Annotated in this window: 14 protein-coding genes, 1 other RNA gene and 1 pseudogene; 10 read left to right on the top strand and 6 right to left on the bottom strand. The window is 69.9% G+C overall.

The window, feature by feature from the left end; genetic code table 11:
* Positions 1–54: 54 nt before the first annotated feature.
* Positions 55–501 (top strand): large conductance mechanosensitive channel protein MscL, encoded by a 447-nt coding sequence (gene mscL / locus EV668_RS19860; protein WP_133773386.1) that lies wholly within the window; start codon positions 55–57, stop codon positions 499–501.
* A 90-nt stretch (positions 502–591) separates the two neighbouring features.
* Positions 592–1803: a pyridoxal phosphate-dependent aminotransferase gene (locus tag EV668_RS19865; RefSeq protein WP_133773388.1), complete on the top strand. Its 1212-nt coding sequence runs from the start codon at positions 592–594 to the stop codon at positions 1801–1803.
* A 23-nt stretch (positions 1804–1826) separates the two neighbouring features.
* Here the strand turns inward: EV668_RS19865 and EV668_RS19870 are convergent, their stop codons facing one another.
* Entirely contained in the window at positions 1827–2885 is a 1059-nt protein-coding gene (locus EV668_RS19870; protein ID WP_133773390.1) for a ketopantoate reductase family protein, read from the bottom strand.
* Between the two features lie 197 nt (positions 2886–3082).
* On the opposite strand from EV668_RS19870, the gene EV668_RS19875 reads away from it, so the two are divergent.
* Positions 3083–3436 (top strand): tautomerase family protein, encoded by a 354-nt coding sequence (locus EV668_RS19875; protein ID WP_245513325.1) that lies wholly within the window; start codon positions 3083–3085, stop codon positions 3434–3436.
* 25 nt (positions 3437–3461) lie between these two features.
* Here EV668_RS19875 and EV668_RS19880 read toward each other — a convergent pair whose 3' ends face one another.
* Genes EV668_RS19880 through EV668_RS24915 form a run of 4 tightly spaced genes read right to left on the bottom strand, consistent with a single transcriptional unit; the run spans position 3462 to position 6159 of the window.
* Positions 3462–4313, bottom strand: a complete 852-nt coding sequence (locus EV668_RS19880; RefSeq protein WP_133773394.1) for a VanW family protein — start codon at positions 4311–4313, stop codon at positions 3462–3464.
* 14 nt (positions 4314–4327) lie between these two features.
* On the bottom strand, positions 4328–5110 hold the full coding sequence (locus EV668_RS19885; protein WP_133773396.1) for an N-acetylmuramoyl-L-alanine amidase: 783 nt from the start codon (positions 5108–5110) through the stop codon (positions 4328–4330).
* A gap of 2 nt (positions 5111–5112) precedes the next feature.
* The gene (locus tag EV668_RS19890) at positions 5113–5829 is read right to left on the bottom strand and encodes a TerB family tellurite resistance protein (RefSeq protein WP_133773398.1); all 717 of its coding nucleotides are present in this window, start codon (positions 5827–5829) and stop codon (positions 5113–5115) included.
* A 60-nt stretch (positions 5830–5889) separates the two neighbouring features.
* Positions 5890–6159 carry a hypothetical protein gene (locus tag EV668_RS24915; protein WP_166652562.1) on the bottom strand — a complete coding sequence of 90 codons (270 nt, stop codon included), beginning with the start codon at positions 6157–6159 and terminating at the stop codon, positions 5890–5892.
* A gap of 208 nt (positions 6160–6367) precedes the next feature.
* Between EV668_RS24915 and rnpB the strand changes: the two genes are divergently transcribed.
* An RNA gene (rnpB, locus tag EV668_RS19895) (RNase P RNA component class A) lies at positions 6368–6762 on the top strand.
* 15 nt (positions 6763–6777) lie between these two features.
* Here rnpB and EV668_RS19900 read toward each other — a convergent pair.
* Complete coding sequence (locus EV668_RS19900; RefSeq protein ID WP_133773400.1) at positions 6778–7086, bottom strand: hypothetical protein; 309 nt, start codon at positions 7084–7086, stop codon at positions 6778–6780.
* A 356-nt stretch (positions 7087–7442) separates the two neighbouring features.
* Here EV668_RS19900 and EV668_RS19905 point away from each other — a divergent pair, with 356 nt between their 5' ends.
* From EV668_RS19905 to EV668_RS19930, 6 genes and pseudogenes are all read left to right on the top strand, one after another.
* Positions 7443–7928 carry a division/cell wall cluster transcriptional repressor MraZ gene (locus EV668_RS19905; RefSeq protein ID WP_133773402.1) on the top strand — a complete coding sequence of 162 codons (486 nt, stop codon included), beginning with the start codon at positions 7443–7445 and terminating at the stop codon, positions 7926–7928.
* Positions 7925–8899: pseudogene (rsmH, locus tag EV668_RS19910) on the top strand (16S rRNA (cytosine(1402)-N(4))-methyltransferase RsmH); the annotation flags it as partial. The gene EV668_RS19905 and the pseudogene rsmH, both read left to right, overlap by 4 nt.
* Before the next feature lie 35 nt (positions 8900–8934).
* Positions 8935–9510, top strand: coding sequence for a cell division protein FtsL (gene ftsL / locus EV668_RS25620; protein WP_208111589.1), 576 nt, complete (start codon positions 8935–8937; stop codon positions 9508–9510).
* 4 nt (positions 9511–9514) lie between these two features.
* Complete coding sequence (locus EV668_RS19920; RefSeq protein ID WP_133773406.1) at positions 9515–11317, top strand: peptidoglycan D,D-transpeptidase FtsI family protein; 1803 nt, start codon at positions 9515–9517, stop codon at positions 11315–11317.
* Between the two features lie 191 nt (positions 11318–11508).
* Positions 11509–12984 (top strand): UDP-N-acetylmuramoyl-L-alanyl-D-glutamate--2,6-diaminopimelate ligase, encoded by a 1476-nt coding sequence (locus EV668_RS19925; RefSeq protein WP_133773408.1) that lies wholly within the window; start codon positions 11509–11511, stop codon positions 12982–12984.
* Positions 12981–14423: a UDP-N-acetylmuramoylalanyl-D-glutamyl-2,6-diaminopimelate--D-alanyl-D-alanine ligase gene (locus tag EV668_RS19930; RefSeq protein WP_133773410.1), complete on the top strand. Its 1443-nt coding sequence runs from the start codon at positions 12981–12983 to the stop codon at positions 14421–14423. The genes EV668_RS19925 and EV668_RS19930 overlap by 4 nt, the downstream gene beginning before the upstream one ends.
* Positions 14424–14460 lie beyond the last annotated feature (37 nt).

Genomic DNA, 14460 nt, shown 5'->3' on the forward strand with positions numbered 1-14460 from the left:
GGGATTTCTGGGCTACGTCCCCGCAACATCCATCGGCAGGCTGGGGCTTGAAGAATGTTGGAAGAATTCAAGAAGTTCGCCTTGCGCGGCAATGTCGTCGACCTCGCCGTGGGCGTCATCATCGGCGCGGCCTTCGGCCAGATCGTCACGTCGCTCGTCGGCGACATCTTCATGCCCATCATCGGCGCGGTGACGGGCGGCCTCGATTTCTCGAACTACTACATCCCGCTCTCGTCCACCGTCCAGGAGGGGCTGGCCTATGCCGACGCCAAGAAGCAGGGCGCCGTCATCGGCTACGGCAACTTCATCACCATCGCGATCAACTTCCTCATCGTCGCCTTCGTCCTGTTCCTGGCGATCCGGTCCATGAACAAGCTCAAGAAGCAGGAGGAGGAGAAGGTCGCGGAGCCGAAGGAGGCCCCCGAGGACGTCAAGCTTCTCGGCGAGATCCGCGACCTCCTGGCGAGCGGCCGCGCGCCGACCTCCGCCCCGCCGCGCTGATCACGAAAATCGATCGGATCCATCACGCGGCTTGAGCGGACGCAGCGCAGGCTTCCTGATATGGGGCGCGTTCACGTCCAGGAAGCCTTCATGCTCCGTCCCGCCGCGCCGCTCGATCCGATCCGTCCCGAAGCGCGGGATGCGCCGACGAGCGGCATCGTCGACATCATGACCTATGCGCGCGGGCGCGAGGGGCTGATCCCCCTTTATGTCGGCGAGGGCGACCTGCCGACGCCGCCCTTCGTTCTGGAGCGCGCGCGCCAGGGGCTCGCCGACGGCGAGACCTTCTACACCTATCAGCGCGGCATCCCCGAATTGCGCGAGGCCATCGCCCGCTATCACGAGCGAGTCTTCGGCGGCCGGTTCGATCCGGACCGGTTCACCGTCACGGTCGGCGGCATGCATGCGGCCCAGATGGCGCTCCGCATCGTCTCGGGGGCGGGCGACGAGGTGCTAATCCCGAGCCCGGCCTGGCCCAATTTCGACGGCGTCGCGCGCGTGACCGGCGCGGTTCCCATCGCTGTCCCGCTCGATTGCGGGCCGAACGGATGGACGCTCGATCTCGGCCGCCTCGCCGATGCCGTCACACCGCGGACGCGTGCGCTGCTCGTCAACACGCCCGCCAATCCGACCGGCTGGACGGCGAGCCGGGAGGATCTCGCCGGCATCCTCGAGATTGCGCGCCGGCACGGGCTCTGGATCGTGGCGGACGAGATCTATGGCCGCTTCGTGCACGATCCCGCCTTCGCGGAGCAGGGTCGATCGCCGTCCTTCAGGGACGTGATGGGCGAGGACGACCGCGTCCTGTTCATCCAGACCTTCTCGAAGAACTGGGCCATGACCGGCTGGCGGATCGGATGGCTCGAGACGCCGCCGGAACTCGGCCAGATCGTCGAGAACCTCGTGCAGTATTCGACCTCGGGCGTGCCGCACTTCCTGCAGCGGGGCGCGGTGGCCGCGCTCGACGAGGGCGAAGAATTCCTCGCCGACCAGATCGCCAAGTCGAGGCGCGGACGCGCCATCGTCTGCGAGGGCCTCGCTGCGACGAATGTCGTCGACCTGCCGCCGCCGCCTGCGGCCTTCTACGCCTTCTTCCGCGTACTGGGGCGACCCGATACCCGCGCCCTGGCGCGCGACATCGTCGACGATGCCGCCGTCGGGCTCGCACCGGGATCGGCCTTCGGTCCCGGGGGAGGGGCGCATCTGCGCCTCTGCTTCCTGCGGGACCCCTTGCAGCTCGAGGAGGCTGTCGAGCGGCTGGCCCGTGTCCTGCCGCGACTGGCGAGGGCTGAGGCCGCCTGAGCGCGCTGAAGGGCGCCGCGCCGCTACCAGGCGGCCTGGCCCGGCAACGCGCCGGCATGGGCGGCGAGCAGCGGAGCGAACCGCTCGAGGGCTCCGAACTCGTTGACGCCCCGGCGACGCTGCGCCTCCGACACGAGCTCGACGACCCTGTCGTTGAACGGCGTCGGAACGCCGTGCCGGCGCCCCTGCTCGGAGATCAGCCCGTTGATGTAGTCGATCTCCGTGTCCCTGCCTTTCTCGAGGTCCTGGAGCATGCTCGCCTTCAGCCGGACATGGTCGCCCCAGACCCGGCGATAGAGCGGCATCTTCGAGGGGATGTCGGCGGCGCTCCCGAGTTCCAGCTCCTCGAAATTCGCGCCCTGCATCGGGACCAGGTCGACGCCCCGCGCGTGGGCGACCTTGATGCATTCGTCGGCGAGGAACGCCACGCAGGCCATCGCCCTCGGGTCGCCGAGCACGTCGCCGAAGGTGCAGCCGAGCGCCGCCGACATGCCGCTGAAGGTCGCGTTCATCAGGACCTTGGTGAAGCGGATGCCGATCAGGTTGGGGCTGATCTCCGTCCTGCCGACGCATTCCAGATAGTCTCTGACGGTCTCCAGCCGCGGGCGATGAACCCCGTCGATCTCCCCGATCTCGAAGGCGAAGTTCTTGAGGGCCTCGTAGCTCGAGGTCAGGCAGGAAACGCCCGGCCGCAGCCATGTGGCTCCGAAGCCGACGGCGCCGCCGAGCGTCCTGTCGGCCCCGACCAGGGCCGCGACCGCATCCTCGGGAATGCCGTTCTGAAGAGTGCAGACGATGCTGCTCTCGTGCAGGTGAGGCAGGATCAGGGGCAGGATGGTCCGGTTCGCCGTCTGCTTGGTCAGGAGGAAGACGAGGTCGTAGGTGCCGGAGAGATCCTCCGGCACCAGGGCCGTGACCTTGACCTCGAGATCCAGGGAGCCGGTGATCGTCGCGCCCGACAGGTTCATCGCCTCGACATGCTGCCGATGGCTGTCGACGAGGTCGATCTGCTTTCCGGCCCGCGTGATCAAGGCTCCGATGATCGTGCCGAGCGAGCCGGCGCCGACGATAGCTGCGCGCATGAGCGATCCTCCCGGCCGGCATCTTCCACGCCGGGTCGGGATCGGTCCAGCCGGGTTCGCCGGGGCCATGAGGTCGGACGGCGAAGCGCGGCTTTGCTTCCTACGGAATTCCTGCGATTGCGATGGGGACTGAGCGGCTGAGCCGCGTTCCGACGGAACGGAGACGACCTGATGCCCAGTACGCGAGTTTCGACTGGGTGCGGGGGTCCGAGACGGTCCTGATCGAGGCCGTTCAGTCCGCGACTCTCGCCACCCTGAAGGTGCCGGACTGGGACCGCGACATCGTGCTCGACATCTACGACAACGCCCGCCGCATCGTGCCGACCGGCCGGTCGGAGCGCTACACTCGGATCGAGGTATCCCTCTTTTCCGGTCGGACGATCGAGACGAAGCGCGCCTTCTACAAGGCCCTCGTGGACGGGCTGGAGGCGCTCGGCGTGCCGCGCGATGAAGTCAAGATCATCCTGTACGAGATCCCGGCCGAGAATTGGGGTCTTCGCGGTGGGGTCCCTGCCTCCGAACTCGATCTCGGTTTCCGGATCGACATCTGAAGCACAGGCAGGGCGAGCCGGCCTCTCAACCGGGCTCCTCCGACCTCGGCTGGTACATGACCCGGACGCGGTTGGCGTAGAGGAAGTCGGTCGAGATCGTCGTCCCGCCTTCGCCCTTGGCGATCGTCTCGCGCCAGATCTCGTTGAAGCGCTCCCAGCGATCGCCCGCCTGCTCGAAGCCGGCATTGCGCTCGACGATCCGGTAGCGGTGCGGGAGCCTGCCATCGCAGCGGATCTCGCCGTTCAGGAGCGTCTCGGTCAGCCAGAGGCGGATCTGGAAGGTTCGGTCGGTCGGGTTGAAGAGCCAGAGGTCGACATAGTTGTAGAACAGGGCCGCCCCGGTCCCGTACGGGATGATCCGGCCCTGGTCCGGGAACGGGTCGAAGCTGTGATTGGCGCGCTGCGTCACCTCGAGCGGGGAATGCAGCGCGAGCCAGTGCAGCAGGTTGCCGATCTGGCACAGGCCGCCGCCGATGCCGCCGCGGGCACGTCCCCGCGAAAGCTCCATCCCCTCGACGAAGCCCCGGCGAGCGACAGGCGGCCCGACGAGGCGCCAGAACGAGAAGGTCTCGCCCGGCCGGATCAGAATGCCGTCGAGACGGGGAATCGCCAGGCTGTGGTTGCGGACCTTGTTGTCCTGCCACGCCGCGTCGCGGGGATCGGCCGAGACGGCGCGCCGCAGCTTCGACTGGTGGCGATAGACCTTGCTCGGCAGGCTCTCCGGCTGGCGGGTCAGCGCGAAGCGCTCGGGGCCGATCCGCCAGCGCAGCTTGCGCAGCATCTGACGCTGCCAGACGCGGAGCGGGTAGAGCCACGGATATCGCGTCGTGAGCGGCGGGCGCGCCGCCGGGCCGCGGAAGCCTGCCTCGACGGCCATCGCCTCGGCCGCCGCTACCCGGCAGGAGAGGACGGAAGCGTCTCGATCAGCGCCCGAAGCGTCGCGATGGTCGAGGCATCCACGCGCCCGTCGACGCGCTCCTGCCGGAAATGGCGCTGAAAGGCCGTGACCACCGCCGTGGTGGTCTCGTCGAAGATGCCGTTGAGTTCGATCGGATAGCCGTAGAGCGCGAACAGCGCCTGAAGGGCCTCGATGGAGGGGCCCTGGTCGCCGGCCGCGAAAACCCGCCCGTCGCGGATCGGGGCCGGATCGGTCCAATGCCCGACGCCTGCGCCGTGCAGGTTGGCCCAGGGGAAGTTCTCGCCGGGATCCTCCTTGCGGGAAGGGGCGACGTCGGAATGGGCGAGGACGCGCTCGGGCCGGATGCTCCAGCGCCGGACAATGTCGCCGGACAGCGCCGCCACCGAAGCGATCTGGGCCTCCGGATAGGGCGGCAGCCCGCCGGCATGGCCCGGATGGACGATCTCGATCCCGATGGAGCAGGAATTGATGTCGGTCTCCCCGGCCCAGGAGCCGGCTCCCGCATGCCAGGCGCGTCTTCCTTCGGGAACGAGCTGCAGGACGCGCCCGTCCTCGAAGACGAGGTAATGGGCCGAGACGCTGGCCGTCGCGTCGCAGAGCCTCGCCAGCGCGCCGGCGGCGGTCGGCATCCCGGTATAGTGGAGGAGCAGCATGTCCGGCCGGCGCCCGTCGCGGCGCTCGCCATGGTTGGGCGAGGGATGGACCTTCGACGCGAGGGGGGAATCCGGGGTGAGGTCCGAACGCGGAACGGCCATGATCAGAGTCTCCGCTCCTTCGCGATGCGGTCCCAGGCGGCGTTGATCGTCGCCAGCCGGTCGGTCGCGATCTTGATCGCCTCCGGCGGCAGGCCGCGCGCGATCTCGCGGTCGGGATGATGTCTCAGGACGAGGTCGCGGTGATGGGCCTTCAGCGCTCCGTCGCTCCAGGAACGGTCGGCGCCGAGCTCGAGATAGGGATCGTCGCGCCGGTGGACATGGCGCTCGACGATGGCGTCGAACCAGGCCTGGTCGCGCCCGAAGATCGCTGCGACGGCGCCGATATAGACGAGTTCGGCCTCGTGGATGGCCCCGTCGGCCCGCGCGATCAGGAAGAGCCCTTCGATGATGTCGTCGAGAAGCGCCGGCTCGTCGGCGAAGGCGTGGGCGAGCTGGCGCGCATAGACCTCGTAGCCGGCCGTTGTCTCCTGGGCGAGGCGGAAGAGCCGCTGGACGTTCTCGTGCTCGCCCGGCGGCACCACGACGACCGCCTCGAACGCGTCGACCTCCGAGCGAAGCACGACGCCGTCCGCCCGCGCCATCTTGGCGAGGAGGGCAATGAGGCCGGTGGTGAGGATGAGGTCGCGAGGCGGCGCGCCGAAGAGGGCGCCGTCGCGATCGATCAGGTAATGGCCTGCGAAGGCCCCGATCAGGGCGCCGATCGGACCGCCGATCGTCAGGCCGATCCCGCCTCCGCTGAGCTTGCCCCAAACTGACATCGCCGCGGCGGCCGGCTCCGAAAAGCGTCCCGGACGAATCCGGGACGCGGGTTTACGCGCTTAGCGGCAATACACGTTGCCGTAATAGTCGCGATAGGTGCCGTGGGGGCAGGGGGCCGTGGCCGCGCCGAGGATCGCGCCGCCGGCCGCGCCGATCGCAGCGCCGGCCAGGGTGCCGCCGGCCCGTCCGCCCGAGGCGGCCGCGCCGATCGCCGCGCCGGTCGCGCCGCCGAGGAGGGCGCCGCCCGCCGCGCGGTCGCCGGGCGAATAGCAGCCGCCGACGGACAGAGCGAGCGCGCCGGCGAGGCTGGCCGCAATGATCTTCTTCATGGTCTGAGCCTTTCTGATCGAAGCCAAGGCCAGCCAGTGACCATGCCGCAGGCGGGCTGTGAAGCGTCCGAAGCGAACCGGGGGTGGATTTCGGCGGTCTGTTGCCGCGTTCCCTCGCCGCAGCGTTACGATTTTCCGGCGAATTCTCGGATTCCGGACCCGGATCCGTCGCTTGACTATGATCGGCGGCGGTCGCACATCGCGAAGGTCAGCCGGCCGGGCGGCCGCTCCCGTCATGCGGGGGAGGAAAGTCCGGGCTCCAGGGAGACACGGTGCCGGATAACGTCCGGCGGGGGCGACCCCAGGGACAGTGCCACAGAGACATACCGCCCGCCGCCGGGGATTCCTCGTCCGGCGGGTCAGGGTGAAAAGGTGCGGTAAGAGCGCACCGCGGACGCGGCAACGCGGACGGCCAGGCAAACCCCACCGGGAGCAAGATCGAATAGGGGTGGCACGCGCCGCAAGGCGCAGGGCAGGTCTCCAGGCCCGTCGCCCGGGTTGATTGCTCGAGGCGGCCGGCAACGGCCGCCCCAGAGGAATGGCCGCCACGCCCGGGCTCGCGCCCGGGCCCTACCGAACCCGGCTTACAGGCCGGCTGACGCCTTCCCGTACGCCATGTCAGCGGCGGTGATAGTGACGCCGATGGTGGGAGTGCCGTCGGCTGTAGCGCTGGCCGTGATAATGCCGGCTGCGGTAGCCGCGGCGATATCCGGTGCGCTGGGGAATGCCGAGCACGCCCTTCACGCCGCCGGCGGCTCCGCCGACCGCGCCTCCGACGACGCCCCCGACGACACCACCGACCGGGCCCGCAACGCCGGCTCCGGTCCGGGCACCTTCCTGCGCACCGCGGCCGATGCCCTGGGCATGCGCTCCCGCTGGCAGGGCGATGGCGAGCGCGGCGGCAAGTGCGAGAAATTTGAAGCGCATGACGTGTGTCCGTTCGTGTTCGTGTCGGGACCCAACCCGTTCGACGGCCGCCTGTTCCCGCCCGACTCCCTGCCATGCGCCCAGGGCTGTCCGGGGACGTACGCAAGGCTTCGTTAACCGTGATGGGCTCTGAATGGCGGGTGGAACGACGGGTGCTCCGCCCGGCCCTGTCCATTGACGCCCATAAATGCCCATGGTATCCCAAATCATCCCGAGCAGGAGAGGTTGCCGAAGGCCTGCGGGGCACCGGATCGATGCCGGTGCGTCCCGTGTCGCCCCGGTGCGTCCCGACCGGTCGGGGTGCGATGGATCGTCCATCGCTGTGCGGCTGACGTCATGGAGCGGGCGGGCGTCGAATGGACCGCTTCGTGTCCAACTTCACCAATCGGTTGGATGCGAAGGGTCGCGTCTCGATCCCTGCGCCCTTCCGGGCCGTTCTCGGCCGGGACGGGTACGAGGGCCTCTACGTCCATCCGGCGCTCGATGCGCCGGCGCTGGACGCGGGAGGCAACGCGCTTCTCGGCGAGATCGACGCGTTGCTGTCGACGAGGCCGGCCTATTCGGACGAGCGCGATCTGCTGTCGGTGGCTCTCTATGGGAGCAGCGACACGCTCAAGCTCGACGGGGAGGGGCGGGTCAGCCTGACCGAGTCGGTGAAGGCGCATGCCGGCATCACGGACGCGGTGACGTTCGTGGGGCTCGGACACAAGTTCCAGATGTGGGAGCCCGAACGCTTCCGCGCGCATCTCGAGGAGGCTCGGGCACGCGTGAGGGAGCTGAAACGGATGCTTGGGGGAACTGGGACGGCGAACCTTCAGCCGCCGGGAGCACGGGATCGATGACGGGTCGCGGCGAAGGCCCGCAGGCCGACGCCGCTGGCGGACCGGCCCCTCATATTCCCGTGCTCCTGGCGGAGGTCGCCGAGGCGCTCGACGTCGCGCGCGGCGGGGTCTTTCTCGACGGCACCTTCGGTGCGGGCGGCTACACCGCCGCCATCCTCGACGCTCACCCGCGGAACCGGGTCGTCGCGATCGATCGCGATCCCGACGCGATCGCGAACGGCGCGGCGTTGGTCGAGCGCGCCGGAGGCCGCCTCACGCTGCTGCACGGGCGCTTCTCCGAGCTGGACACGCTGGCGCGCGAGGCCGCCGGAGGCGAGGGCCTTCAGGGCGTCGTGCTCGATATCGGCGTCTCGTCGATGCAGCTCGATCAGGCCGAACGCGGCTTCTCCTTCCGCCAGGACGGCCCGCTCGACATGCGCATGGGACAGGATGGGCCGAGCGCGGCCGATCTCGTCAACGAGGCTCCGGAAGCGGAGATCGCGGACATCATCTATCGCTACGGCGAAGAGCGCCGCTCGCGCGCCGTGGCGCGGGCGATCATCGAACGCCGCCGCCGCGCACCGCTCCGCACCACCGCCGAACTCGCCGATCTCGTCGCCCAGCATGTGAGGGGTGAGCCGGGCTTCCACCCCGCGACACGCACCTTCCAGGCGCTCCGGATCGCGGTGAACGACGAACTCGGCGAACTGACGTCGGCGCTCGACGCGGCCGAGCGCGCGCTCGCGCCGGGCGGGCGCCTCGTCGTCGTGACCTTCCACTCGCTCGAGGACCGGATCGTCAAGCTGTTCATGCAGGAGCGGACGAGCCGGACCCCCCGGGCCTCGCGCCATCTCCCGTCGCCCGAGCCGGCCGTTCCCACCTTCACGCCCGTCACGCGCGGCCCCGTCGCGGCCGGCCGGGACGAGACCGACCGCAACCCGCGCGCCCGCTCGGCCAAGCTCCGGGCGGTCGAGCGCACGGACGCGCCGGCCGGATCCGTCCGGGACGCGCGCAAAGGATCGCCCCGATGATCCGCCTGCTCCATCTCCTGGCCATCAGCCTGCTGATCGGCTCGGCCGCCTACGCCTACACGACCAAATACGAGACGCTCTATTATTCGGAGACGCTCTCCAAGATGAAGGCCAAGCTCCAGAAGGAGCGCGAGACCCTCGCCATCGTGAAGGCGGAATGGGCGCTGCTGACACGGCCCGACCGGCTTCAGCGCATGGTCGACCGGCATCTCGACCTGCAGGCGATGAACGTGGCGCAACTCGCCCGGTTCTCCGACATCCCGAACAAGCCGAACCGGGACGCGATCGCGGCCAAGCTCGAGACCCTGGGCCTCGAACCCACCTCGACCGGGAGCACGACGCCGGCAGGTCCGCCGAAGCCGAGGCCCGCCCCGAAGCGCGACGGCATCGCGGCCAAGCTGACCAGCCTCGGCCTCGGCCCGGCGCCGGTTCCGCAGCGGACCGTGCAGACCAAGCCGCCGGCTCGGCCTGCGGCCAAGACCGCCGCGAAGCCGGCGCCTTCGACGGGTTCGGCCAAGCCAGTCCCGGCCAGGCCCGTCCCGCAACCCTCTGCGAAGCCTGCGGCGAGATAGTCCCATGTCGGCCGACGACTCCTCCGATCGCGTCCCACACGATCCGGCGCCCGAGCCCGAATACGTCGAGGAGCCGGTCGTGCCGCAGCTGAGCGGCCGGCAGCGCGCCTTCGCGTTCGCGCGTGGCCTGTTCCGGCTCCGCATCGAGCAGAGCGCGGTGCGCGTCGCGATCGTCGGCGCCGTCTTCCTCGGGCTGTTCAGCCTGATCAGCGGACGGCTGATCTATCTCGCGGTCATGCCGCAGGAGCCGGAGAACATCCGCCGCTTCGCCTCCGCCGCCTCCGTGGCCGCGCGGCCCGACATCATCGACCGGAACGGCGAGGTCCTCGCGACCGACGTGCGCATGGTCTCGATCTTCGCCGAGCCGCGCAACATCATCGACAAGGACGAGGCGGTCGAGCTGCTCACGGCCGTGCTGCCGGACCTCAACGCGGCCGACCTCCGCAACAAGCTCAACCTGAGGCGCGGCTTCGTCTGGGTGAAGCGCGAAGTGACGCCGCGCGAGCAGGCCGAGGTCCACCGCCTCGGCATTCCGGGCGTCGGCTTCGTGCCGGAATCGAAGCGGGTCTATCCGAACGGCGTCGCGGCCGCGCACGTCCTCGGCTTCGCCAATATCGACAATGTCGGCATAGCGGGGATCGAGAAATACATCGATTCGAGCGGCCTGCAGGATCTCAACGGCTTCGGCTTCGCCCGCCAGGCGAACGACCTGAAGCCGGTGCAGCTCTCGATCGACCTTCGCATCCAGCACGCGATGCGCGACGAACTCGTGAAGGGCATGGCCTATTTCCGGGCCAAGGCCGCGGCCTCGATGCTGCTGGACGTGACGACGGGCGAGATCGTCTCGCTCGTCTCGCTGCCCGATTTCGACCCGAACAACCCGGTCGACGCGCTCGAGAAGGACCGCATCAATCGCATGATCGTCGGCGTCTACGAGATGGGCTCGACCTTCAAGGCGCTGACGACGGCCATGGTGCTCGATTCGGGCAAGGCCAACATCAACTCGACCTTCGATGCGCGCTCGAAGCTTCGCTACGGCCGGTTCTCGATCGGCGATTATCACGGCACCAACCGCATCCTGACCGTCCCCGAGGTCTTCCTCCACTCCTCGAATATCGGCACCGCCAAGATGGCGCTCGCCGTCGGCGTCGAGGGCCACAAGGCCTTCCTGAAGAAGATGGGCCAGCTCGACCGGATGCGGACCGAGATGCCCGAGAGCTCCATGCCGATCGTGCCGGCGCGGTGGGGCGACCTCAACACGATCACCATCGCCTTCGGCCACGGCATCGCAGTCGCCCCCATGCAGGCGACGGCCGCCGTCGGCGCGCTGCTGAACGGCGGCCTCATGATCACGCCGACCTTCCTGAAGCGCAGCGCCGAGGAGGCGCGGGCCAAGGCGGTCCGCGTGATCAAGCCGGAGACGAGCGAAGCCCTGCGCTACGTGATGCGCCTCAACGCCCAGAAGGGCTCGGCCTCCAAGGCCGCCGTCCCGGGCTATTTCGTCGGCGGCAAGACCGGCACGGCCGAGAAGGTGGTGGGCGGCCGCTACTCGAAGACGAAGCTGTTCACGACCTTCATGGCCGTCACGCCGGCCGACAGCCCGCGCTATCTCTTCGTCACCGTCTATGACGAGCCGCAGCCGACGCCGGAATCGCACGGCTACGCGACGGCCGCCTGGAATGCCGGCGAAACCACGGGGCGTATCCTCGAGCGCATCGCCCCGATGCTCTCGGTGCCCCCCCGCTTCGACCCGCCGAAGAACCCCTTCCCGCTGATGGCCCGGCTCGGCGCCTGGGGGACCCGCTGATGGACTCGATCGGCATCGTCCGGAAGCTGGACGATGAGCCGACAGCCAGCGTCGTCGTCGGCGCAAGCGATCCCGATGCAAGGTCGTCGAATGGCTCCATCGCCGGATGTGCGGCCGCACGCGGCGAGGTGCCGCTCTCGGGGTCGAGACGGTTGGCAGGGCCGGCCGCAGCCGCTACCTCCGTTGCCGCGATGACCCATGTCGAAACGACGTTCGGCGCTCTCTTCCCCGAGGCGGGGGAGGGGGCGGAGAGCCCGGTGAGCGGGCTCGCCTATGACAGCCGCAAGGTCGAGGAGGGCTTCGCCTTCGTCGCGGTGCCCGGCACCAAGGCGAACGGCGCCGCCTTCATCGCCGATGCGCTGGCGCGCGGCGCGAAGGCGATCGTCGGCGAGGTCCGTCGGCCGCCGACGCTGTTTCCCGAAATCCCGTATCTGCAGGTCGCCGATGCCCGGCGGGCCCTCTCGCTCGCTGCCGCGCGGCTTCATCCGGGCCAGCCCGAGACCGTCGTCGCCGTCACCGGCACCAGCGGCAAGAGTTCGGTCGCCGAATTCGTCCGGCAGCTCTTCCAGGCCACCGGCCGCGAGAGCGCGAGCCTCGGCACGCTCGGCATCACGACGAGAGGCGGCGCGCATTACGGCTCGCTCACGACGCCCGATCCGATCACCCTCCACCAGGACCTCGAGCGTCTCGCCGGGGACGGCGTGACGCATCTCGCCATGGAGGCCTCCTCCCACGGCATCGACCAGCGCCGCCTCGACGGCGTGCGCCTCGCGGCAGCGGCCTTCACCAATCTCGGCCGCGACCACCTCGATTACCACCCGACCGTCGAGGACTACCTGCAGGCGAAGCTCCGTCTCTTCCGGGATCTGCTGCCGGAGGGACGGCCCGTCGTCGTCAACCTCGACGGGGCCGAAGGGGCCCGCGTCGCGCGGTTCGCCGCCGAACACCGCCATCCGGTGATGACGGTCGGCCGCGAGGGCGAGGCGGTCCGGCTGCTCTCGGTCGATCGTGTCGGCTTCGCGCAGCGGCTGATGCTCCGCGCGGGCGGGCGCGACATCAGCGTCGATCTGCCCCTCGTCGGCGGGTTCCAGGTGGAGAACGCGCTGGTCGCCGCGGGCCTCGTCCTTGCAGCGGAACCGGGCCTCGATCCGGTCGCGGTTCTGAGGCGCATGTCCGGTCTGACGGGCGTCGCCGGCCGCCTCGACCGCATCGGCGAGGTGGAGGGCGCGCTCTGCGTCGTCGACTATGCCCACAAGCCCGAAGCGCTCGCCGCCGTGCTCGACACGCTGCGGCCTTTCGCGACGGGGCGCCTCGTCTGCGTCTTCGGCTGCGGCGGCGACCGCGATCGCGGCAAGCGCCCGATCATGGGCGCGATCGCGGCGGAGAAGGCGGACGTCGTCGTCGTCACCGACGACAATCCGCGCTCGGAAGACCCGGCGTCGATCCGCGCCGCGATCCTCGCCGCCGCGCCCGGCGCGCGCGAGATCGGAGACCGGCGCGAGGCCATCGGCCATGCCGTCGCCGAACTCGGGCCGGGCGACGTCCTCGTCGTCGCGGGCAAGGGCCACGAGACGGGCCAGATCGTCGGGGATACGGTCCTGCCCTTCTCCGATCACGACGAAATCCGAGCGGCCATGCAGGCGCGCTCGCGGGAGTCACGTTCTTGACCGATCTGTGGAGCCGCGCCGATCTCACGGCCCTGCCGGGCGCGCGCCTCCTCGGCGAGCCCGGCCCGGTCGGCGGCATCTCCATCGACACGCGGACCCTCGCGCCGGGCGACGTCTTCTTCGCCATCCGCGGCGTCGCCTCGGACGGGCATGACCATGTCCGCTCGGCTCTGTCGAAGGGCGCCGCCGCGGCCGTCGTGGCCGAGGGCCGGGAGGCCGCGTTCTCTGAGGCGGGTGCGCTCGTCGTCGTGCCCGACGTGCTCGCGGCGCTCGAGGTGCTCGGCCGGGCCGCCCGCGCCCGGACGCGAGGCCGGATCGTCGCCGTGACCGGCTCGGTCGGCAAGACGGGCACGAAGGATGCGCTCCGGCTCGTCCTCGGCCGCTTCGGCGCGACCCATGCCGCGACGGCCTCCTTCAACAACCATTGGGGCGTGCCGATCACGCTCGCGCGGATGCCCGAGGCGAGCCGCTTCGGCGTCTTCGAGATCGGAATGAACCACCCCGGCGAGATCCTGCCGCTGACCGCCATGGTCCGGCCGGAAATCGCCATCGTGACGAGCGTCGAACCCGTCCATATCGGCCATTTCCGCGCCATCCAGGGCATCGCCGACGCGAAGGGCGAGATCTTCGCGGGGATGGAGCCCGGCGGCGTCGCCGTGCTGCCGCGCGACAATGCCCATTTCGCGCGCCTCGCCGCTCACGCCCAGGCCTCTCGGGCCGGGCGCATCGTCTCCTTCGGCGAAGGGGAGGGGGCCGATGTGCGTGCGCTCCGCATCGCGGCCGGGGCCGATGCCTCCATGGTCGAGGCGGACGTGATGGGCCACCGGGTCGCCTACCGGATCGGGATGGCGGGTCGGCACGTCGCCCTGAACTCGCTCGCGGTCCTCGCGACCGTCGCGGCTCTCGGCCTCGACATCGACGCGGCCGCCTCGGCCTATGCCGCGATCGAACCCGCCGAAGGGCGCGGCGAGCGCGCCCGCATCGCCCTGCCGGGCGGGGGCGAATTCCTCCTCGTCGACGAGAGCTTCAACGCCAATCCCGCCTCGATGCGCGCGGCCCTTGCGACGCTCGCGCTGACCGAGGTGCCGGAGGGCGGCCGCCGCATCGCCGTGCTCGCGGAAATGGGTGAACTCGGCGAGGCCGGGCCAGCCGCCCATACCGGGCTTGCGGAGCCCGTCGTCGCCTCGAAGGCCGATCTCGTCTTCGCCGCCGGCCCCCTGATGCTGAACCTCTGGCCGCACCTGCCGGCTTCGATCCGCGCGGCCCACGCGGATCACGCCTCAGGCCTCCATGACGCGGTCGCGGATGCGATCCGCCCTGGCGACGTGGTCATGGTGAAGGGTTCGAAATATACGCTCGTCTCGAAACTCGCGGCTTCGCTCCGGGCGCGATTCGCATCGGCCGACAAACAGGCCGGCACGGGGCGCGCCGCGCAATAACGAGGGACGCCCGCCGGGCAAGTCTCCCGATTTCCCA

This window comes from Enterovirga rhinocerotis (assembly GCF_004363955.1).
Classification (GTDB): Bacteria; Pseudomonadota; Alphaproteobacteria; order Rhizobiales; family Beijerinckiaceae; genus Enterovirga; species Enterovirga rhinocerotis.

Coding starts and splice junctions, on each gene's coding strand:
- mscL (WP_133773386.1), top strand. CDS start 55: ATGTTGGAAGAATTCAAGAAGTTCGCCTTGCGCGGCAATGTCGTCGAC.
- EV668_RS19865 (WP_133773388.1), top strand. CDS start 592: ATGCTCCGTCCCGCCGCGCCGCTCGATCCGATCCGTCCCGAAGCGCGG.
- EV668_RS19870 (WP_133773390.1), bottom strand. CDS start 2,885: ATGCGCGCAGCTATCGTCGGCGCCGGCTCGCTCGGCACGATCATCGGA.
- EV668_RS19880 (WP_133773394.1), bottom strand. CDS start 4,313: ATGGCCGTCGAGGCAGGCTTCCGCGGCCCGGCGGCGCGCCCGCCGCTC.
- EV668_RS19885 (WP_133773396.1), bottom strand. CDS start 5,110: ATGGCCGTTCCGCGTTCGGACCTCACCCCGGATTCCCCCCTCGCGTCG.
- EV668_RS19890 (WP_133773398.1), bottom strand. CDS start 5,829: ATGTCAGTTTGGGGCAAGCTCAGCGGAGGCGGGATCGGCCTGACGATC.
- EV668_RS24915 (WP_166652562.1), bottom strand. CDS start 6,159: ATGAAGAAGATCATTGCGGCCAGCCTCGCCGGCGCGCTCGCTCTGTCC.
- EV668_RS19900 (WP_133773400.1), bottom strand. CDS start 7,086: ATGCGCTTCAAATTTCTCGCACTTGCCGCCGCGCTCGCCATCGCCCTG.
- EV668_RS19905 (WP_133773402.1), top strand. CDS start 7,443: ATGGACCGCTTCGTGTCCAACTTCACCAATCGGTTGGATGCGAAGGGT.
- ftsL (WP_208111589.1), top strand. CDS start 8,935: ATGATCCGCCTGCTCCATCTCCTGGCCATCAGCCTGCTGATCGGCTCG.
- EV668_RS19920 (WP_133773406.1), top strand. CDS start 9,515: ATGTCGGCCGACGACTCCTCCGATCGCGTCCCACACGATCCGGCGCCC.
- EV668_RS19925 (WP_133773408.1), top strand. CDS start 11,509: ATGACCCATGTCGAAACGACGTTCGGCGCTCTCTTCCCCGAGGCGGGG.